At 67.6% G+C, this 18,674-nt stretch carries 22 protein-coding genes; 12 read left to right on the top strand and 10 right to left on the bottom strand.

Annotated elements, in window-relative coordinates; translation table 11 throughout:
• Positions 1-29 precede the first annotated feature (29 nt).
• Positions 30-467: a MerR family transcriptional regulator gene (locus ACIBX3_RS57775; RefSeq protein WP_397129365.1), complete on the top strand. Its 438-nt coding sequence runs from the start codon at positions 30-32 to the stop codon at positions 465-467.
• 69 nt (positions 468-536) lie between these two features.
• On the opposite strand, the gene ACIBX3_RS57770 is transcribed toward ACIBX3_RS57775, so the two are convergent.
• Positions 537-1,016 (bottom strand): hypothetical protein, encoded by a 480-nt coding sequence (locus ACIBX3_RS57770; protein ID WP_397129364.1) that lies wholly within the window; start codon positions 1,014-1,016, stop codon positions 537-539.
• A gap of 464 nt (positions 1,017-1,480) precedes the next feature.
• Between ACIBX3_RS57770 and ACIBX3_RS57765 the strand changes: the two genes are divergently transcribed.
• Both ACIBX3_RS57765 and ACIBX3_RS57760 read left to right on the top strand, forming a co-directional pair.
• Positions 1,481-3,487 (top strand): hypothetical protein, encoded by a 2,007-nt coding sequence (locus ACIBX3_RS57765; RefSeq protein ID WP_397129363.1) that lies wholly within the window; start codon positions 1,481-1,483, stop codon positions 3,485-3,487.
• 140 nt (positions 3,488-3,627) lie between these two features.
• Positions 3,628-4,254, top strand: a complete 627-nt coding sequence (locus ACIBX3_RS57760; RefSeq protein ID WP_397129362.1) for a hypothetical protein — start codon at positions 3,628-3,630, stop codon at positions 4,252-4,254.
• Between the two features lie 316 nt (positions 4,255-4,570).
• Here ACIBX3_RS57760 and ACIBX3_RS57755 read toward each other — a convergent pair whose 3' ends face one another.
• Together ACIBX3_RS57755 and ACIBX3_RS57750 are read right to left on the bottom strand one after the other, a co-directional pair.
• Positions 4,571-4,951 (bottom strand): DUF6632 domain-containing protein, encoded by a 381-nt coding sequence (locus tag ACIBX3_RS57755; protein WP_397129361.1) that lies wholly within the window; start codon positions 4,949-4,951, stop codon positions 4,571-4,573.
• A 2-nt stretch (positions 4,952-4,953) separates the two neighbouring features.
• Positions 4,954-5,586, bottom strand: coding sequence for a TetR/AcrR family transcriptional regulator (locus ACIBX3_RS57750; RefSeq protein ID WP_397129360.1), 633 nt, complete (start codon positions 5,584-5,586; stop codon positions 4,954-4,956).
• A 100-nt stretch (positions 5,587-5,686) separates the two neighbouring features.
• Between ACIBX3_RS57750 and ACIBX3_RS57745 the strand changes: the two genes are divergently transcribed.
• Positions 5,687-7,231: an MFS transporter gene (locus ACIBX3_RS57745; RefSeq protein WP_397129359.1), complete on the top strand. Its 1,545-nt coding sequence runs from the start codon at positions 5,687-5,689 to the stop codon at positions 7,229-7,231.
• A 102-nt stretch (positions 7,232-7,333) separates the two neighbouring features.
• On the top strand, positions 7,334-7,813 hold the full coding sequence (locus tag ACIBX3_RS57740) for an aminotransferase class I/II-fold pyridoxal phosphate-dependent enzyme (RefSeq protein ID WP_397129410.1): 480 nt from the start codon (positions 7,334-7,336) through the stop codon (positions 7,811-7,813).
• A 73-nt stretch (positions 7,814-7,886) separates the two neighbouring features.
• Here the strand turns inward: ACIBX3_RS57740 and ACIBX3_RS57735 are convergent, their stop codons facing one another.
• On the bottom strand, positions 7,887-8,840 hold the full coding sequence (locus ACIBX3_RS57735) for a zinc-binding dehydrogenase (RefSeq protein WP_397129358.1): 954 nt from the start codon (positions 8,838-8,840) through the stop codon (positions 7,887-7,889).
• Between the two features lie 98 nt (positions 8,841-8,938).
• On the opposite strand from ACIBX3_RS57735, the gene ACIBX3_RS57730 reads away from it, so the two are divergent.
• Positions 8,939-9,571 carry a TetR/AcrR family transcriptional regulator gene (locus tag ACIBX3_RS57730; RefSeq protein WP_397129357.1) on the top strand — a complete coding sequence of 211 codons (633 nt, stop codon included), beginning with the start codon at positions 8,939-8,941 and terminating at the stop codon, positions 9,569-9,571.
• A 593-nt stretch (positions 9,572-10,164) separates the two neighbouring features.
• On the opposite strand, the gene ACIBX3_RS57725 is transcribed toward ACIBX3_RS57730, so the two are convergent.
• Complete coding sequence (locus ACIBX3_RS57725; RefSeq protein ID WP_397129356.1) at positions 10,165-11,391, bottom strand: hypothetical protein; 1,227 nt, start codon at positions 11,389-11,391, stop codon at positions 10,165-10,167.
• A gap of 225 nt (positions 11,392-11,616) precedes the next feature.
• Between ACIBX3_RS57725 and ACIBX3_RS57720 the strand changes: the two genes are divergently transcribed.
• On the top strand, positions 11,617-11,892 hold the full coding sequence (locus ACIBX3_RS57720) for an ATP-binding protein (protein WP_397129409.1): 276 nt from the start codon (positions 11,617-11,619) through the stop codon (positions 11,890-11,892).
• 31 nt (positions 11,893-11,923) lie between these two features.
• Here ACIBX3_RS57720 and ACIBX3_RS57715 read toward each other — a convergent pair whose 3' ends face one another.
• The 3 genes from ACIBX3_RS57715 to ACIBX3_RS57705 form a co-directional block, all read right to left on the bottom strand.
• Positions 11,924-12,739, bottom strand: a complete 816-nt coding sequence (locus tag ACIBX3_RS57715) for an alpha/beta fold hydrolase (protein WP_397129355.1) — start codon at positions 12,737-12,739, stop codon at positions 11,924-11,926.
• A gap of 183 nt (positions 12,740-12,922) precedes the next feature.
• Entirely contained in the window at positions 12,923-13,078 is a 156-nt protein-coding gene (locus ACIBX3_RS57710; protein ID WP_397129354.1) for a hypothetical protein, read from the bottom strand.
• A gap of 93 nt (positions 13,079-13,171) precedes the next feature.
• Positions 13,172-13,552, bottom strand: coding sequence for a winged helix-turn-helix transcriptional regulator (locus ACIBX3_RS57705; RefSeq protein WP_397129353.1), 381 nt, complete (start codon positions 13,550-13,552; stop codon positions 13,172-13,174).
• A 143-nt stretch (positions 13,553-13,695) separates the two neighbouring features.
• Between ACIBX3_RS57705 and ACIBX3_RS57700 the strand changes: the two genes are divergently transcribed.
• Positions 13,696-14,103 (top strand): RidA family protein, encoded by a 408-nt coding sequence (locus ACIBX3_RS57700; protein WP_397129352.1) that lies wholly within the window; start codon positions 13,696-13,698, stop codon positions 14,101-14,103.
• Between the two features lie 166 nt (positions 14,104-14,269).
• Here the strand turns inward: ACIBX3_RS57700 and ACIBX3_RS57695 are convergent, their stop codons facing one another.
• Positions 14,270-14,983 carry an SDR family oxidoreductase gene (locus ACIBX3_RS57695; RefSeq protein WP_397129351.1) on the bottom strand — a complete coding sequence of 238 codons (714 nt, stop codon included), beginning with the start codon at positions 14,981-14,983 and terminating at the stop codon, positions 14,270-14,272.
• 148 nt (positions 14,984-15,131) lie between these two features.
• Here ACIBX3_RS57695 and ACIBX3_RS57690 point away from each other — a divergent pair, with 148 nt between their 5' ends.
• The 4 genes from ACIBX3_RS57690 to ACIBX3_RS57675 all read left to right on the top strand — a co-directional run bounded on the left by ACIBX3_RS57690 (position 15,132) and on the right by ACIBX3_RS57675 (position 18,170).
• Positions 15,132-15,533: a MerR family transcriptional regulator gene (locus ACIBX3_RS57690; RefSeq protein WP_397129350.1), complete on the top strand. Its 402-nt coding sequence runs from the start codon at positions 15,132-15,134 to the stop codon at positions 15,531-15,533.
• Between the two features lie 222 nt (positions 15,534-15,755).
• Positions 15,756-16,088 (top strand): YciI family protein, encoded by a 333-nt coding sequence (locus ACIBX3_RS57685; protein WP_397129349.1) that lies wholly within the window; start codon positions 15,756-15,758, stop codon positions 16,086-16,088.
• Positions 16,085-17,362 carry an RNA polymerase sigma factor gene (locus tag ACIBX3_RS57680; protein ID WP_397129348.1) on the top strand — a complete coding sequence of 426 codons (1,278 nt, stop codon included), beginning with the start codon at positions 16,085-16,087 and terminating at the stop codon, positions 17,360-17,362. The genes ACIBX3_RS57685 and ACIBX3_RS57680 overlap by 4 nt, the downstream gene beginning before the upstream one ends.
• A 100-nt stretch (positions 17,363-17,462) precedes the next feature.
• Complete coding sequence (locus ACIBX3_RS57675) at positions 17,463-18,170, top strand: dihydrofolate reductase family protein (RefSeq protein WP_397129347.1); 708 nt, start codon at positions 17,463-17,465, stop codon at positions 18,168-18,170.
• Between the two features lie 384 nt (positions 18,171-18,554).
• Here the strand turns inward: ACIBX3_RS57675 and ACIBX3_RS57670 are convergent, their stop codons facing one another.
• A complete protein-coding gene (locus ACIBX3_RS57670) occupies positions 18,555-18,662 on the bottom strand; it encodes a zinc ribbon domain-containing protein (protein ID WP_397129408.1) in 108 nt (35 codons plus the stop codon).
• Between the last annotated feature and the right edge of the window lie 12 nt (positions 18,663-18,674).

The raw sequence follows: 18,674 nt of genomic DNA, 5'->3' as shown, positions 1-18,674 counted from the left end.
TCAACGACTTCAAGTATGCTTGAAGTCAAATGAGTGAGCAGTTGACGATCGGCGAACTGGCGAGCCGCACCGGTGTCGCCACCTCCGCTCTGCGCTACTGGGAGGAGCTCGGCCTGCTCCCGGCGCCGGCCCGAGTCTCAGGCCAACGGCGTTATCCGCCATCGGCGGTCGGGCTGGTCGGTGTGGTCATGTTGCTGCGGGATGTCGGTTTCACGTTGCGGGAGGTCAAAGCGTTCATCGCGTCTCGTTCGCCGGCCGGCGACGGTTGGCGGGAGCTGTACCAACGCAAGCTCACCGAGCTGGATCAACGGATCGCCCAGGCTCAGGTGGCACGCACCGCCATCGCCCATGGTTTGGCCTGCCCGCACAAGGACATCTTCGAGTGCTCCACATTCACCAGCGGGGTCGCGGCGCTCCTGGCGGGATCTTCTCTCGAAGAGGCTCACGAAAAGGCTCATTCGCACTGACCTTGCCGTCGAGATAGGCGGCCTCACTGCTGGCGCGCGAGATCGTCACGGATGACGGCTTTGAGCAGCTCACCAACCCTGATGTGGCCGCTGAAGCGCAGGCTGATCGGCCGGCTTCTGCGGCAGCGAGTGCGGCGTTACTGGCCGGCCACGGCGCGAGCTGTCGGCGCTGTCTGTGGCGAGTGTCTGAAGCAGGCGGTTGAAGGCGCTGATGTCGGCGCATTCGACCAAGCGCCCATAGGTGATCGGCTTCTCGCCGGTGTGCACTCTCGTGGGGAACCGGCGCATGTTCGAACCATGCCGCAGGTCGGGTTTGACTATCAGGCCGAGAACGGTGTGGAGCGGCGTCACATCCGTTTCCGGGTGGATCACGACGGCGATCACGTTGCGGGGCGTGCGCTTTCTATCGAGGTAGATCGTGACATGGCTTCCCGGATGGTCCAGCTCGCAGTAGTACTTCACGAGGTGGGTGAGCATGAAGCCGCGGTCGGCTCCGACGTCGACAAGGCGTTGCTCGAGGTCCGTCAGAGGGTGCTTGGTGAGATCCACTCGGGCTCCTCGGCAGCTGCCAGCAAGATTCCTTATTGTCGCGGCCTATCAGGCTGACTTTCATCAAGCGGCTGCAGCCCACGCATGGCAAGGAACTCGACATCCTTGTCGCGCACTGCCGGCACGGAGGCGATCGTTCGGCTGTTCTCGCCGGTCACGGCGCCGGCTGACGCCAGACGACGTCGTCGAGGAAGGCTCACCAGTTTCATTAGGGATCCTCAAGTTCCGTGGTGGTTGATGGCGGCGGCGCTTCTTCGGCTATGCCGAGCCCTGGCGGCGTACGGTCATGACGCGCCCTTCGCCGCCGACGGGCTTTCTCAGGTACCTCGGCTCCCTGCCGGCTATCGGAGCAGTGGTCATTCTTCCGGTCGCGAGCGCACAGCGGGTTGATGGTCCATCATGGAGAGTCATCGGCCCGCGCGGGCTTCGAGCCCCCCGGGCAGCCGGAACAACTGTGGGGAATCATGCGGACCTTTTTCGAGCCGGGCCAGGAGGAAGAGTTCGAGGCGGCCAAGGACCTGCTGATCCGCCGCTGCCTGGACTGGGCCGAGGGCCGCGGACTGGCCGCCGACGGCTTGATGCTGACGGCGGCCGTGGATTCCCGCCATCGCAGCAGGGACGGACGACTGGCCTTCTGGGATGCCGCGCAGGTGCGGCGGTTCCTGCTGGAGTGGATCCCCCGGTACGTCGCCGCACCCAGGGAGGACCTCGACGCCGCCCCGGAAAGCCTGATCACGCTGCTGCGTTACCTCGACGCGACCGGCATCCTCGACCCGCGCGGTGCCACGACGGCCGAGTTGGAGAAGGCCGTGGACGACGCCGTGAAGGAATATCCGGCGGCGTTGGAGGACCCGCACCGCCAAGGGCTGGCGAGGTTCTGGGCGCAGGTGGCCATCGACAACGGGGTCGACCCGAGCGACCACAAGGCCCTGACGAAGTTCCAGCGTGATGTCGACGCGGGGCGGGTGGCGTACGACGCGGACGCGCTCGACAAGGTGGTGGAGGCGCGTTTCTTCGGATTCGGGCCCGACGAGGAGCGGGCGTTCCCCCAGCCGCCCATCGTCCTGCCGCCCGCGCCGGAGATCGCCGCCGCCGCGGCGCGAAGCGAGACCGTACGGAGGCTGACGGCGCTGGCCGACTGGGCCGGAGCGGAGGGCCGGCCGTTGACCGGCGCCGGAAACCTCCGCGTGGCCGACGCCCGCGAGCTGGCCGAGCTCCTCGGCACGGGCGAACAGGACCTCAAGGTCCGCAGCGCCACGCACATGCCCAAGGTGCACCTCCTCGTCGAATGGGCGAAGGCCGCCCGCCTGGTGCGCGTGAGCAAAGGCCGCCTCCTGCGGGTGGCCAAGGCCGCACCCCTGCTGCGTGATCCGGAACGGCTGTGGTCGCGGGCCTTTGAGGTCTTTTCCGACCTCGGCCCGGTGATCGGCGCCTCCGCCTCGGGGTGGGACGTCCAGTCGCTGCTGGCGGAGGTCTTCGACGAGGTGATGGCGGACGTACTGAACACCGTGTACGGCCTCTCGGACCGGGTCCCCGTGGTCCGCCTCCAGGAGACGGTCTGGCTGGCCTGCCACGAATACCTGCAGCTGGACGATCGGCCGCACGACCTGTGGCGGCAGAAAGTCGATCGGGACCTGGTCGCGGCGCTGGAGGTGCTGGCCGAGCTCGGCGCCGTCGAACTGAGCCACGGCGTCGCCGACGCCCTCTACCTCAGCGACCTGGGCGATGACCACGAAGAACAGCCCTTGCCACCCGAATCGCGGACCCGGCTGCGTGTCATCCTCACCGAGCCGGGCCTGCTCGTGAGCCTGACGCCGCTCGGCATGCGGGGAGTGCGCGAGCGGATGCTCGCCGAGGGCCGGGACGCACCGCTGGTGGGAGAGCTGGCGGATGCCGCGCCGGACGAGCTGCTCGGCGTGCTCGCGGAGCACTACCCGCCGGAGGAGGCCGCGACGGAGCTGGAGGGCTGGCTCGCGGTACACGGCGGGGACGTGGAGCCGTTGCTGGACGCCATACGCGCCTGCCCGTTCCGAACCCGCGCGTCCGCCATGCTCACCACTCTGGTGGGGACCCATCCCGACGGCCGGTCGCTCCTGGCGCGCCTGCGCGGGGACCGCGTGCTCGGCCCCATCGCCCTCACCCTGCTGCACGACGCCGGAGCCGTGGGACCCGACGATCTGTCCTCCTCCGAGCAACTCCTGCTCATGACCGAAGGCCTGCTCAACCTGCTGGAGCTGGCCGGTCCGGAGGAGGTCGTGACGCAGCTCGGCCAGATGGCGGGCAGGGAGGCGCCAGAGATCATCGAGGCGGTGACGCAATCCGGTCATCCCGCCACGGTCGGCATGGAGGAGCTACGCAGGCTGGTGGCCGAGCCGTTGCGTGCCCGTTCCCACACGCTCCGCTTCGTGGAGGGACCTCGGCCGGGAGCGCGTGGCCGCCGTCCCGGTCACGCAAAGAAACGTAGGCGCTGACATCAGGATCAAGACGCCGCCAGGACCGTTGAACCCCGGTTCATCCCTGGCCCGGGCAGCTGAGCCCAGCGGCCCTCCGGGCTGGGAAGGAGGATCCGATCGGCGTCGTCACTCTGTTCGCCATCCGGACCCTGGTGCCAGTGCGGCGGATAGAGGGCGACAACCGGCGTGTCGACGTGCTGGGCGCGGTGACCGTCACCGCCGCCACCGGTTCGTTCATCTATGGCATGATCAACGCCGGTGACCACGGCTGGGCAGATCCCGGCACGCCGGTGCCCATCGCGGCCGCCGTCGTCTTGTACGTGGTGTTCACGGTCGTTGAACGCAAAGTGCAGAATCTCCTGGTGCGCCCGGACATGCTGGTGCGTCGTCCGGTCGCGACCGGCGCATTTCTCATGCTCATCGCGGCCGGCGTGACCGTCGCGGACCTGTTCATCACTTCGCAGTATCTGCAGCACCTTCGCGGCTACAGCGCACTGGACACCGGCCTGTTCTTCCTGCCCGCGGCCCTGGCCACCATGGTCGGTGCCATCGTGGGCGGCCGCCTGGTCGGCACCATCGGCACCATCGGCACCCGCCCCGTCGCCGTCGCCGGCCTGGCCCTGGTCGCCATCGGCAACGGACTGCTCATCGGCCTGTCGGCAAACGGCAACGTCTACGTCCAAGCCCTTCCCGGCGCCGTCGTCGCCGCCGTGGCCGCGGTGGTCTCGCTAGTCCTTGTACCGTCCGGAAAGCCACAGATGACCGGCGTCCCGGACGCCCGCTGACACGGCCGCGGCGACCTGCCGCTGCCCCTCGGTGCCGCCGGGCACGAGGGCTCCACCGTCATCGTCGATTCAACTCCTGCGCATGCTGCGCGATGCCGCCTGGCGACGCGCCACCACTGCCGAAAGCTGACCTCCGCCCATGACCACCACCTCAAAGGGGCTGCGCCATTTCGCCCGCCCCCATCCAGCTCACCGGCTCGGCTCCCTCAAGTAGTACATCGCCCGCGAGCTCTACAAGATTCTGACCCACCCGAAAACCGACGCCATACCGGCAAAAGATCTTGCAGAAGCCGCTTGACGGCCATAGGAGCATCCTTCAGGCATCACCTGAGGCTGGGCGACGGCGGGTGAGCGCAGCCAGCACCGCCGCCACGATCACCAGCGCCGGGACGTCACCGGCGAGATGAACCTGCTCGCCGGGATCCATCAGGGCATGCACGGCCATGACGCCGGCATGCGCCAGGCTGGACCACACGGTGAACCAGATCAGGGACAAGTGGTCGAAGGGCGAGCGGGAGGCTCTGACCAGGAAGATCCCGAGCACTGCGTAGATCAGCGCGATCATCTGCTCGTATGCGGCCTGTTCCGGTTGCCAGCGGAAGCCGGCCGGCCAGAGATTGATCAAGGGGTACACCCCGACGATGAAGATGATCCCCACTGCGATGAGGGCGATCCTGAGGCACCGTTCCCGGGTCATGTTCAACCTTCCCAATCGTCGACCAATGCGGCTTTCAGCTCAGAACCTCTGTTCTGACCGGTGAACGCGCCCAGCAGCGTCTCCCGGATGACTCGGGAGGCGTCGTCCGGAGTCAGGCGTCCCGCGGCCACCTCGTCGGCGGCGCCGTGCATGACCAGGTGCGTGACGGACACCAGCCAGCCCACCGGTAGGTCGGCGCGAAAGGCCCCCTCGCGTTGCCCCCAGGTGAGCAGCTCCCGCACCCGGGTCTCGGCCTTCTCGTGCAGCTCGCGGATCCTAGCGGGCGGCAGCTGCTTCTGAGCCGCCGCCAGGAGCGCGCGCGACTCGTCCACGAGCATCCAGCTGGTGTCGATGAGCTGGACCAGCACATCCGCCGGATCGCCCACCAGGTCCAGACGGCCCAGTGTCCGCTCGCCTCGCTCGATCGCGTCGGCCAAAGCCGCTTCCAGGAGCTCGGCCCGCGTGGGGAAATGCCCGTACAGGGTCATCCTGCCCACTCCGGCCGCCGCGGCGATGTCGGGGAGCGACGCTTCCGGGTTACGGCGCAGCGTCTCGATGGTGGCACGCACGATCGCGGCGCGGTTCCGTCGCGCGTCCGCACGGTTGGCACCCCGGGGCTGCTCATCAACTGCCATGCTTCTCATCCCCCTGTAATTCGTATTGACCAATACGAGTTATGCTAGCGTGCCGAACATACCTAATGGGGGTATGTGGTATCGAGTGAAGGGATGTTCTTTGTCTGCGCATACAACTGCCAGTCAGCGCGCCGGTCTCAAGGAGTGGCTCGGGCTGGTCGTGCTGGTCCTGCCCGCCATGTTGCTGTTCATGATGCTCACGATCCTGTTCCTGGCCATCCCCCAGCTGGCCGCGGAGCTGGAGCCGAGCAGCACCCAAACGTTGTGGATCATCGACATCTACGGCTTCTTGATGGCCGGGCTGCTGGTCACCATGGGCACCCTGGGCGACCGGATCGGCCACAGGCGGCTGCTGATAGCGGGCGCGGCCGTGTTCGCCGTCGTCTCGCTGCTCGCCGCCAACACTTCCGATCCTGGCCTGATGATCCTTTGGCGGGCCGTACTCGGCGTGGCGGCGGCCACCCAGATGCCCGCCACCCTGGGTCTGATCTTCGCCACGTTCACCGACACCAGACAGCGCGGCATCGCCGTCGGCGTGTGGGCGGCCGGCATCTCGGTGGGCACCGGCCTGGGCCCGGTGCTCGGCGGGGCACTGCTGGAGGCGTTCTCCTGGCGCGCGGCCTTCCTGGTCGCGGTCCCCGTCATGCTGGTGGTGGCGATTGGCGCCCTGCTGCTGCTGCCCGACCACCGCAATCCGGCAGCCGGTCGGCCGGACGTGTTCAGCGTGGCGCTGTCGCTGGCCACCCTGCTGCCGATCGTCTACGGCGTCAAGGAACTGGCCAAGGACGACGAGCTCGCGGTGGCTCTGGCGAGCATCGCGATCGGGGTAGCGTTCGGCGCCTGGTTCGTCGTGCGCCAACTCCGGCTGCCGGAGCCGCTGCTGGACGTGCGGCTGTTCGCCAACCGCACTGTCAGCGGCGCGCTGGGCGTCTTCCTGCTGGCCTCGACCGCGCTCGGCGGCGTGTATCTGCTGTTCACGCAGTACCTGCAGCTGGTGGAGGGACTCTCGCCGCTGCGGGCGGGACTGTGGGTGCTGCCGGGAGCGGCCTTGCTGGTGCTCGTCTCCACACTCTCGCCCATCCTGGTACGACACATCCGCCCGGGATACCTGATCGCGGCCGGGCTGGTCGTCCAGGTGATCGGCTACTTGATGCTCACCCAGGTCGACAGCATCGGCGGGCTGCCGCTGCTCGTGGCGGGCTTCATGGTGCTCTATCCCGCCGTCGCGCCGTCCATGGCGCTGACCACCAACCTGGTCGTTGGCTCGGTACCGCCGCAGAGGGCGGGTGCGGCATCCGGACTGGCCACCACCTGCAGCGACCTGGGTATCTCGCTCGGCATCGCCATCATCGGCAGCATCGGCGCCGCCGTCTACCGCGCTGAAACCGTCGGCGCCTTGCCCGCCGGCCTGCCGCCCGAGACCGCCGCGGCCGCCCGCGACAGCCTCGACGGCGCGGTCTCCGCAGCACCTGGCCTGCCGGCCGACCTGGGCGCCGCGCTACTCGCCCCGGCCCGCGAAGCCTTCACCAGCGGACTCAACACGGCCGCCGTCACCGCCGCGGTGATCACCGCAGTCGCGGCCGTCCTCGCGTTGCTCAAGCTCCGCCACATCCCCCCGACAGGCCGCCCGCAGCCCACCGAATAGCTCCCCTGGCATGCGACACCCGTCGATGCGGCTCGTCGAGCTCTCACCTCGAGCCGTTAACCCCCTCGGACCTCCTCGCCGGGTGGTCGCCAGCCCGCTCTCCTGCGGCCCATCCGGGTACGTCTGGACCTGGACCGGTTGGAACGGGACTTCGCCACAGGGGCGCGGACATACCTGCTCTGCAACCCGCACAACCCCACCGGCCTGGTGCTGACCCGAGACGAACTGAAGGAGGTGGCCGCCCTCGCCGACCGCTATGACGTCCGGGTTGTCGTGGACGAGATCCTTGCCCCCCTCGCCTACCCTGGCACACCCCACATTCCGTTCCTGTGTTTGCGTTGTCCCATGCTCAACATCAATCCCAAGATGCTGCCGCGCCTCGACGAGATCGAAGCCGACCTCCTGGCCCGTCGCAGTCGAGCCGAACACGAGGCCTGGCCTGGCGAAGTCGAGGGCATCGACCTCACCCTCACCTTCCTGCGCCAGAAGCGCGAACAGGTTCGGCGGCTGACCCGCATCGCTCCCATTGACCTTGGACTACCCACTGTCCGTTCGTCCATGGACAGGGGTCAATTTCCGTGACCATCTGGCCCGCCGCCCCGGCAGTTCATTGATCGTTTGCTTCGGGCGGCGCGGCGGCAGGCGATGGGAGCGATCAGGAATCCTCATGGGATTTCACGTCGAGTACAGCCTTGCCTGCCACCCGGCGGCCGGATAGGGCTGCAGTGGCCTCGGTGACGCGGCCCCACGGGCCGCGCCAGCCGACCTCGGCAACGAGTTTGCCGTCGCCGAGCAGGCCGACAAGGATGGCGAGGTCGGCGCCGACGTTGGCGGCGTCGCCGAAGGAGCTCAGTGTCTTGGCGGAGCCGAGGGCGAAGGTCGAGTACGGCGGGAAGACGGCGGGCTCGCCGGAGGCCCAGCCGATGCTCTGCAGACTGCCGCCCGGCGTGAGGAGGTTCCAGGCGGCGACGAGCTGTGAACCCCCGACATTGTCCAGGACCAGATCGACCGGCTGATCGACGTCATCAAGCCCGACCACGACCTCGTGGGCACCCAGCTTGGCCAGGCCTTCACCGCGCGCTGCGGATCCGACCGAGGCGACAACGTGCGCGCCACCCAGTGCCGCGAGCTGCACGGCCACCCGGCCGACACCGCCCGACGCACCCGTGATCAGCACCCGCCGGCCCAGGAGCGGCCCGCCGGCCCGCAACGTGCGCAGCGCCGTGATGCCGGCCAGCGGCACCGCTGCAGCGTCGGCCAGGTCGACCGATGCAGGCACCTCGGCCAGATCGTCGACGCTGACGGCCAGCCGCTGGGCCCAAGCCCCCGCCGCGAAGGCCACCACACGCGTGCCTACCGCCGGTCCGCTGCCGTCGGCCGCCGCCTGCGCCACCATTCCGGAGGCGTCGCAGCCGAGCACAGTTCCCGGCGGGCGCACGTCGGTCCGCAGGTCCCCGTGATTCACCGCCACGTGGTGCACATCGATCAGCACCTGATGCGGCTGAGGCTGCGGATCGGCGACCTCACCCATCCGTATACCGCCAGGGGCATCCTGGTCGACGACAAGAGCATGAACACTCATTGCTTCTCCTTCACGCACGTCGGTCACCGACGGCTCCGCCCGGCGGCAACAATTCGGACCGTCGGTCCGGATATCTGTGCGAGTAATATACGGACCAACGGTCCGATTGTCCAAAGAGGGAGACGATGAGTACACAGCGCCAAATACGCGTCGACGCCACGCGCAACCGGCGCGCGATCCTGCAGGCGGCGGAAGAGCTCCTCGCCGAGCACGGCTTCGACCACGTCTCTCTCGACAAAGTCGCGGCCGCGGCCGGGGTGGGCAAGGGCACGGTGTTCCGCCGCTTCGGCAACCGAACCGGCCTCATGCGCGCACTCCTCGAAGAACGCGCGCTCATGCTGAGCGAGGCCATCGCCTCAGGCGCCCCGCCGCTGGGCCCGGATGCGCCGCCCGACCAGCGGCTACTGGCCTTTCTCGATGCTTTGGCCGACCTCGCCACGCGCAACATCGTCCTGCTGGCGGCACACGATCGCGCCTGCGCGGAAGACAAATATTCCGACCCGACCTACCTGCGCTGGCATCGCCACGTCACCGCGCTACTCACCCAAGCCCGCCCCGACCTGGATGCCGAGTTCGTCGGCCACACCCTGCTGGCCATGTTCGACGCTGACCTGGTCAGATACATCACAAGCAACGGCGGCACCGCACGCCTCACCAGTTCCCTCCGCGACCTGGCCTCCACACTCCTCGGCGCCCCTTTCCAGGCCCCGACCGTCCCATCGGCCAACCAGCCAGCGCCATCTCTCCCAGACAGGTGACATAGCCCCCGATCGTTGACAAGTGCAGAGAAGGTTTCTGTGGGCAATCGAGGTGCCGTGGCAGCGTGCGACCAGGAAAGAGGCACGCGATTTCTGCCGGTGGATGCTGATCGCCGGGAAACCGACGCGTCCGCACTGGCGCCGGCCTGACCGGCCAGGCGAGGGCACCTCGACGGGCGAGGCCTACGCGCCGTCGGTACGGGCGCATTGTGAGACGGTGCTGCGAACCTTCTACGACTTTCACCTGGAAGCGGGGACAGGCCCGATCATCAACCCTTTCCCGCTGGACCGCCGGCGGCGAGGTGGGCGGGTCCACGCGCACCACAACCCGATGGAGTGACTATGCCGAGCCGGGGGTGGCGGAATCCCTGCTCTACAGCTCCCTAGCTCGGTGCTCAGCACAGTCGCGGCCCCGGCATAGGCGCATGTTCAGCCGACACGGCGTGGCGCATTTCGGCGGCCAGTACGTTCAGCGCGTTGAGTGGTGAGCGTGGAGCGGGTTTGTCCGGGGGCGCACACGCCGACGTCGGGCAGCGTGTTGGCGGCCGTGTCCCGGTAGGTGATCAGGGCCAACGGACAGCGACGCGTAGACGTTAGCCGCGCAACCTCTCTACGTCGATCACCCGTGCCGCCTCCGCCTGCGTCGCCGCACGGACCTCGACGAAGTCGTTCTCCTTGCGCAAGATGGTGACAATCCCCGTGAACAGCGTGTTCTGACGGATGCGGTCGCGGGCGATCACTTCCCTGTCGACCGACAACACGTCGGCGTGGCCATTCTCCTCGGATGCCCATACCCAGGCGCGTCCGCTGAAGCCCGGCTCGGCCCCGAAGAATGGTGTGCGCACACTGGATGCCTCCAGCACCAGCGTGGGCGTGCCATCCGGGTTCAGCTCTCGGCCTACGCGTCGGTCCACGCGCAACTGCGTCGCGTAGTTCTCCAGCATCGATCGCGACCAGGACCACACGTTCTGCGGCAGGTTGCCGAGCACGTCGTACAGCAGGTCTCCCAGCACCTCGTGGACCAGTGGCGGGTCATCGTCTGTCTCGACGGACGAGACCGTTATGCCTTCCCCGTCGGTCTCCGAAGCCCTGTCGGCTTGCGCAGGATGGCCTACCGTCGCACGGTCGGGTTCCGGTGGGTTGAAGCGCATCACCGCGGTGGCGGTGTCGGGCTGCGGGTGCGGGCGCAGCGCTGCCCAGGCCTGCGGCGGTGGTGGTGCCGTGCCGGGTCCGAGCGCGAGGATCTCGCGCATCCTGGCCATATACCCGCTGTCGTCTTCCCCGCGCAGAGCGGGTCCGGCGACGTCGGCCACCGGCCAGAACCGTAGCAGCCAGCGTTCCTCGACGGCTACGATGTCGCCGGGATCCCAGGAGGCTGGCTCGCTGCGTACCGAGCCGATGTAGGCGCTCAGCCAGTAGGCGAAACAAGGCGGTCCCAGAAGGAGCTTCTGTCCCGTGGGGCTGTATCCCATGCCGCTGACGGCCACGATGCCGCCCGGGCTCCAATACAGAACCCGCCCCGCCTCTGCCCATGGCTGGCCGGGTTCATCCTCGGGCTCGGCGTCCCATGCCTCCAATTGGACAGCGGCCAGCCGCGCTCTGACCGGGCTCACCAACTCAAGAGCACCCAGTGAAATGCCCTCGGGCTCGGCCAGCAGCGCACCATGTTCGGTCTCTTGCACGACATCCCGGCCATAGCCGGGTACGTCGTACAGGCCAAACCGCCCGTACGAGATCGGCGCCTCGTCGTAGACGCTGCGGATCAACTCAGCCACTACGGTTTCCTCCATCCGGTCGCAGGTGGAAACCTTAGCGATCATGAACGGCAGTCCCGCTCGTGCCATCAGGGCAGCCCGGACGGAGCCCCATATCGCGCAGATGTGGCGCTGTTCTCGCTGGGGGCACGCGCTCCTGCATCGAGACCGCGTTCAGTCGGCGACTATGCCGAGCCCTGCCGCGCCAACTTCAAGAAGACCCAGCTCCGTCATACGGATGAAAACGCGCGACCATGCTTCTCGGCATAGTCGCGGTGTCGGCATAGGTCGATCTATGCGGATATCCGCATAGATCGACGAACTGGGTATCGAGAACTCAACAAACGCGGAGCTGACCTGCTCTTTCAGGTTCTGACCGACAGGGAGGAGACCGCGAGCGTCGCGATCTCCTCCAACGAGTCGTTCGACTGGACCAAAACGTTCACCGACCCGCGCCTGTGCGCCGCCATCGTCGATCGGCTCACCTGCAACGCCACCGTCATCGAAACCGGAACCGACTCCTACCGGCTGGCGCACTCTCGCGCCCACTACGACCACCCGGCCTGATGACAACACCGATAGCGCAGCTCAGGCGCGACTACGCGTTCCTCGTACGAGGGACGGGATCATCCTTCGCAGGCACGGGGATGAGGTCTTCGGGTAGCCGAGCGCCCGTGACCTCAGCACGGATCATGGCCGTGAACAGTTCGGGCTTTTCGCCGCTCCATGCGTGTCCCACTCCGGGTGCCAGGTAGGCCTCGCCCTGGGGAAATGCTGCGGCAATCTCGGCCAGGGACCGCTTGGTGAGATCATGCTCGTTCTCGCCGGCCACTGCCAGAATCCGACACGGGGAGTCCTTGGTCTGGGGCGGAAGCCGAAAGCCGAGGGCTTCGCTGCTGACCTTGCGGAATGCCTGCCGGGTGGTGGCCCGCGCGGCGCTCTGGTAGCCGTCGATGTCGGCCGCGGGAACGTGGAGAGCGCGAGCATTGGCCCGCAGCACCGGCCCCCATTTCATGGCCGGTGCCATCAGCGCACCCATGAGCCGCAATCTGCCCGGGTGGGGGAACGGCAGCACGTTCACCCCGCTCACAATCGCGCTGACCACCACCTCGGGAGCTGTCGCGGCCAGATACGCCCCCACGTAACCGCCCAGGGAAAGCCCAACGACGTGCGCCCGGCCCGACGGAGCCCGCGCGGCGATCACCTCGCCCACCAGACGGGCGGTGTCGGCGATCGATTCCCACGGACACGTGTTGCTTTGCCCGTGCCCCGGCAGATCGGGAACCAGCACACGCATGCCGGTCGCCAGTGCGGAGACCTGCCTGTTCCACATCCAGCCGCTAGTGCCCACACCGTGCAAGAGCACCACCGCCGGAGCGTCGACCGGACCCGCCTCTTGGACAAAGATCGCCATACCCGCCATGCTGGCACAGCCATCTCTGACCGTGCGGGCCTCACCCTCGTTCTTCCGCGAAGTAGTGCCCGTTGTCATGGAAGACAGCCCCGTTGCGGCACCGTGAGCGGCCGGTTCTCGAGTCGCGTTGTGCGCCGTTCAGGCCGGGCCGGTCAAGTGGGCGCAGGCACTCCGACAGGTGTTCTACCTTGCCCAGCGCCCGGAGGTTTTGATCGGCTTGCGGATGCTCTGCAGCGACGTCACGTCGTTCTCTCGCAGGTAGACGATGGAGCGGAGCGCGACCGCGTCCCTGTAGGAATGGAGGACCTTGTGAGACGCCTGGTACTCCGGCGCGAACACCGGAGGCTGGCGTCTCCAGTGCTTCAGTCGGCCGACCGAGTGTGACTGAGCATGCTGGCCGGCCACTCCGAGTATCCCAGTTGGCCGCAGAAGTCAGGCGTCGAAACGACGGCGGGCGGCCTCTATGTGACCGAAGTACCGGCGGGTCCAGCCGCACATCCCATCGACCGTCGCTCGCAGAGCCTGCCCCGGCTCAGTGAGGGTGTATTCGACCCGCGGCGGGACGGTGGGGTACACGGTGCGCTCGACCAGGCCGTTGCGCTCCAGCATGCGCAGGTTCTGGGTGAGCATCTTGTGGCTGATGCCCTCGACCTCACTCCGCAGCTCACTGAATCGCAGGGTGCGATCACCGAGACCCTCGACGATCAGGAACGCCCACTTGTTGGCCACGTCCGAAAAGATCTCCCGAGCCAAGGAGCCCGCACGCGCCAGGTCTGCATCCTCGGGCGAGCCTGTGAACTGCTTGGTCACCATAAGGTTCTCCAGTCACGAAAAAGTGCGTTCTTCCACGTCAGCGTCCACTCTCCTATAGTTCCTGAGTAACCACAAGAGAGCAAGAGCGTCTTGGCCGGCGCGGACGCGAGCCCACAGGCGCTCAGAACGAGGAGACAGGCACCATGGCCATCACCTTTGTCAACCCCAGCGGATTGCCCAAGATCGATGTCTACCGGCAGGTGTCGATCGCATCCGGGTCGAAGCTGATCTTCATCGCCGGACAGGTCGCCTGGAACGCCGAGGGAGTCACGATCGGCGAAGGCGACCTCGCCGCACAGGTCGAGCAGAGTTATCTCAACATCGGCACCGCCCTGGCCGAGGTCGGCGGCTCCTTCGACGACGTGGCGAAACTGACCTTCTACGTCGTCGACTGGACCCCCGACAAGATGCCCCCGCTCCTGGAAGGCATCTCCCGGGCAGCCGCGAAGCTGGGGGTCACCCCGGCCCCGCCGACCACGCTGATAGGCGTCGCGGCACTGGACGTCCCCGACCACCTGGTCGAGATCGAAGCCACCGCGATCCTCGACTGAACAGATGGCTGCGACCTCCAGTTACAGATGGCGGCTACGTACACGATCTTGATGGGCCGGCCGATTGTGCCGGCGAACTCGAAGGTCTACGGGCGTCTATCACCGAGGTCGGGGTCGGATGCGCGTCGGCAACCGACCCCGTCGTGTCGGCTCGGCGGGATCCGGGTCAATTCGCCAGCGACTGGGTGTAGAACTGCGCGGGGTCTGCCGCGAGCGAAGCCTTCACAAAGCGGCTCGTGTCATCGACCAGTACCTCGATCGCATCGGACAGCAGGCCGTCGAGGCTGGCTCGGGCGACGTCCGCCGGGTCGATCTTCGGGACGTCGGAGCCGGCCATCATGTCGGTGTCGGCGGCTCCGAGGTGCACGCCCTGCACCAGGGTTTTCTGGCCGGCGAGCTCGAGGCGCAGGCCGTTCGTCATGTTCCACTCGGCGGCCTTGGCTACGGAGTAGGCGTTCGCTTCGTCGGAGGCGCACCACGACAGTACCGACAAGATGTTCACGATCGCTCCCCCGCCGCTCGACGCGAGAATCGGCGCGAACGCGCGGATCACGCCGAGGGTTCCGAAGAGGTGCGTGTCGAGTTCGAGCCGGATCGTGTCGAGGTCGTCGGTCAGGAGATTCGCGCGAGTGGCGATGCCGGCGTTGTTGACGAGCAGGGTGACATCGGGGGCCGAGGCGGCCGCATCCGTCACCGACTGCGCATCGAGGAGGTCGAGGCGCAGCACCTTGACCCGGGGGTCGGACACCTCGATCAGCTCCGGGCGGCGGGCCGTGGCGTAGACCTTCTCGGCCCCGCGCGCGAGCAGTTCGTCGACGAAGCGGCGGCCGATGCCGCGGTTCGCTCCGGTGACGAGTGCGATTGAGCCGGTGACATCCATGGGGGTTCCTTTTCGATTCGGTGGCGGACGCGGTGGCATCCGCCTTCTGGCGGCTACGCTAAGAGTTGACGTTGACGTCAAAGGCAAATCGTGCGCGGCGATGGATGCCGGTGGTCGAGACGAAAGACGAAACTGAATGATGCACACCATGCGAATCGGCGAGCTGGCCGGCAAGTCGGGGGTGAGCACGCGCGCGCTCCGCTACTACGAGGAGCAGGGCATCCTCAGCTCCGAGCGCACGCCGAGCGGCCAGCGGCTCTACGCGGATTCGGCGGTCGACCGAGTGCGGCTCATCCAGCAGTTCTACGCCGCCGGGCTCGGCAGCCGCACGATCGCGACCATCCTGCCCTGCGTCGACTCCGGGTACGCGGGACCCGAGGTTATCGAGATTCTGCGCGCCGACCGTGCTCGCATCACCGCGAGCATCGCCGAACTCGAGGAGGCGGGGCGAAAGCTGGATCGGGTGATCGAGCACGCCGTGCGTCCGGATCCGGAGCACTGCCCGGCATTGCGCGAGCAGCCGACCGTCGGGAACACGGCGTCGGTCTGACTGCGCGCAACGCGAGGCGGCTCGACTCGGACCGAATCGAGTCGAGTCGACATTTCGGTCGCTGATCCGGCAGGTCGAAGCCACCGCGATCATCGACTGGATGGATTCGCAGGTTCCTCTCGCGTGGGATACGGCGTTTTCACGACGTTGCCAGAAATCATCACCACGGTTTAGGGTCGGCGCACTGCCGCATCGGCCGCCCGCGGAGGACTCGTGCGATACATGCTGATCATCTGTGACGACGAGTCCGACGCGCTCAGCCCGGTGGAGATCGCGCGCCTTCCTGACCATGTCGCCTGGATCGAGTACATGGAGCGCAGCGGAGTCACGCTCCTCGGCGGCGAGCGGCTGCGATCGAGCGGCGACGCCACCTCCGTGCGGACCCGCAATGGTGAGGTGCTGGTCAGCGATGGACCATTCGTGGAGACGAAGGAGCAGATCGGCGGGTTCGCACTGATCGAATGTGCTGATCTCGACGAGGCGGTCGAGGCCGCGTCGAGGCATCCGTTCGCCGCGCACGGCGTGATCGAGATCAGGCCGGTCTGGCAGGAATGAACGGCGAGGTCGAGCGCGCGCTCGCCGAGGCGTTCCGTCAGGAGTGGGGACAGATCGTCGCGACCTTGATCGCGGCGACCGGCGACTGGGACCTTGCCGAGGAGTGCGCGCAGGACGCCTTCACGGTGGCGATGGAAAGCTGGCGGCGCGATGGCGTCCCGGACCGCCCCGGGGCCTGGCTCACCACGACAGCGCGCAATCGCGCCACCGACCGGCTGCGCCGCCAGTCCGTCGGCGCCGCGAAGCTGCGGGAGATGGCGGTGATGTCACGCGGCGAATCCGAGCACTCTGAGCCCGGAGAGGATGCGCGCGACGTCGATGAAGCCTCCCTCAGCGGGGTGCGGGACGACCGGCTGCGGTTGATCTTCACGTGCTGCCACCCGGCGCTGGCGCTGGAGGCCCAGGTCGCGCTCACGCTGCGGACCTTGGCAGGGCTCACCACGCCCGAGATCGCCAGGGCGTTCCTGGTGCCGGAGCCGACGATGGCTCAGCGCCTGGTGCGGGCCAAACGCAAGATCCGCAATGCCGGCATTCCGTACCGGGTGCCGCCGGCCCATCTGCTGCCTGAACGCACCCAGGCCGTCCTAGGCGTGCTCTACCTGCTGTTCAACGAAGGGTACTCCGCCACCAGCGGCGCCGATCTGGTTCGGCGGGGACTGACTGCCGAGGCCATCCGCCTGACCCGCCTGCTGGCCCGCCTCGTGCCCGACGAGAGCGAGGTCGCCGGCCTGCTGGCGCTGATGCTGCTGCACGACGCGCGGCGGGCTGCCCGTCTGGACGACGTGGGCGACCTGGTGCCGCTGGAGGAACAGGACCGCACCCGCTGGGACAGAGACCAGATCGCCAAGGGCGTCGCCCTGCTGCGGACAGCCCTGGGGCGTGGGCGGCCCGGTCCGTACCAGATCCAGGCGGCAATCGTGGCCTGCCACGCCACCGCCGAGGACGCCGCCGACACCGACTGGGAACAGATCGCCGCGCTGTACGGGTGGCTGGCCGACCTGACGCCGTCACCGGTGGTGGCGCTGAACCGGGCGGTCGCGGTCGCGATGGCCCACGGTCCCGAGGCCGGTCTGGATCTCGTCGAACTGCTCGAGGCATCCGGAGCCCTGCCCGGATACCACCTGCTGCCCGCCACGCGCGCGGATCTGCTGCGCCGCCTGCACCGCACCGGCGAGGCCGCGGCGGCCTACCGCCAGGCGCTGCATCTGGCCACGACCGACAGCGAGCGCCGCTTCCTCACCCGGCGGCTGGCGGAGATCACGACTGAAGACTGATCCGGAACTCGCCGGAAGTATTTCTGGCGAAGCTGTCGATTCGCGTGCACGCGTTCGTCGGTGGGGCGAACCACCCCGCTCAGGCCGGTCACACGCCCCGGTGGGGACCCGCCAGCCAGGAAACGCGACGCATGGAGAAAACGAAGATCGTCACAGTGGCCGCGCCGATTCCCTGCTCGGCCTGTTCGAGCCGAACCCAGCAGCAAGACCTACGACTCCCGAGGAGATGGACATGCGGAAATTGATCGCTGGAATGAAGGTTTCCCTCGACGGGAAAGTGGAGGGACCGGAAGGGTACGCGGACTGGGTGCCAGCCTGGTCGGAGGACTACAACTTGACACCACGAGTAGACGCGGTCGTGATCGGGGGAGGCATGTACCCCGGCTACGAGCACTACTGGACCGTGATCAAGAATCAGCCGGACAAGCCCCACCTGCTCACCGGCAAGGTTCCGACGCCGGGTGAGATCGAGTGGTCCCACTTCGCCGCGCAGACCCCGCACCACGTGCTGTCGAACACCCTGACATCGGCTGAATGGCCGCAGACCCGCTTCATCCGGAACACCGAGGAAATCACCGGCCTCAAGCAGCAGACCGGAAAGGACATCTACCTCATGGGGGGCGCCCGCATCACGGCGAGCCTCATCGACGCCGGACTGGTGGACGAGATCCGGCTCATTGTCTATCCGCTGATCGCAGGTGAGGCGAAGGCGCTCTTCGGGACGACGGAACGTCGTCACGCGCTCGAACTGCGCGAGGTTCAGCAGCTTCAGGAGGGCCTCGTGAGCCTGGTCTACACGATCGCCTGACGGATTCCACCGAACCGCATGAGCGTCTTCGGTTCGCTGCGTTCACCTGTGTAAAACGGACATCGGCGTAGTCTCGTCGCGCGCCGGCCGAGGCTGGGCGCGATCCGATGGAAGCGGAAGCCGCGTCCGTCCGGCAGGCTCGGGCGGACCGTGGCTGAGAACCGCGTTGCCGGGGCCTGACTGCGCACTCCTGGGGCGAGTGCGGCTCTTGGGGCGGCGTCCCGCCGGGACGCCGGCCACCGTACGAGTGGCGGTGGGAGATCTAGGGGCGGTGTCGTCCTCTTGGGACTCTTCCAGTGGTCACGACCTGTGTCAGCTTCTCGGCCGTAAACGGACCGAGCTTGCAGCTCCTCGCCGTCGATGGTTTCGACGGTCCGGTCCGCGTCAGGCAGCGTGACTCACTGCCCAACCCGTCTCACCGCGTGAGGCGATGTTCCGGGCTGCGTTGACGTCGGCGTGCTCAGCGAAACCGCACGACGTACACGAGAAGATGGCCTGGCCAGG

The organism is Nonomuraea sp. NPDC049480 (assembly GCF_044465905.1).
In the GTDB taxonomy this organism is placed as follows: Bacteria; Actinomycetota; Actinomycetes; order Streptosporangiales; family Streptosporangiaceae; genus Nonomuraea.
This window is presented reverse-complemented; position numbering and strand designations above follow the sequence as displayed.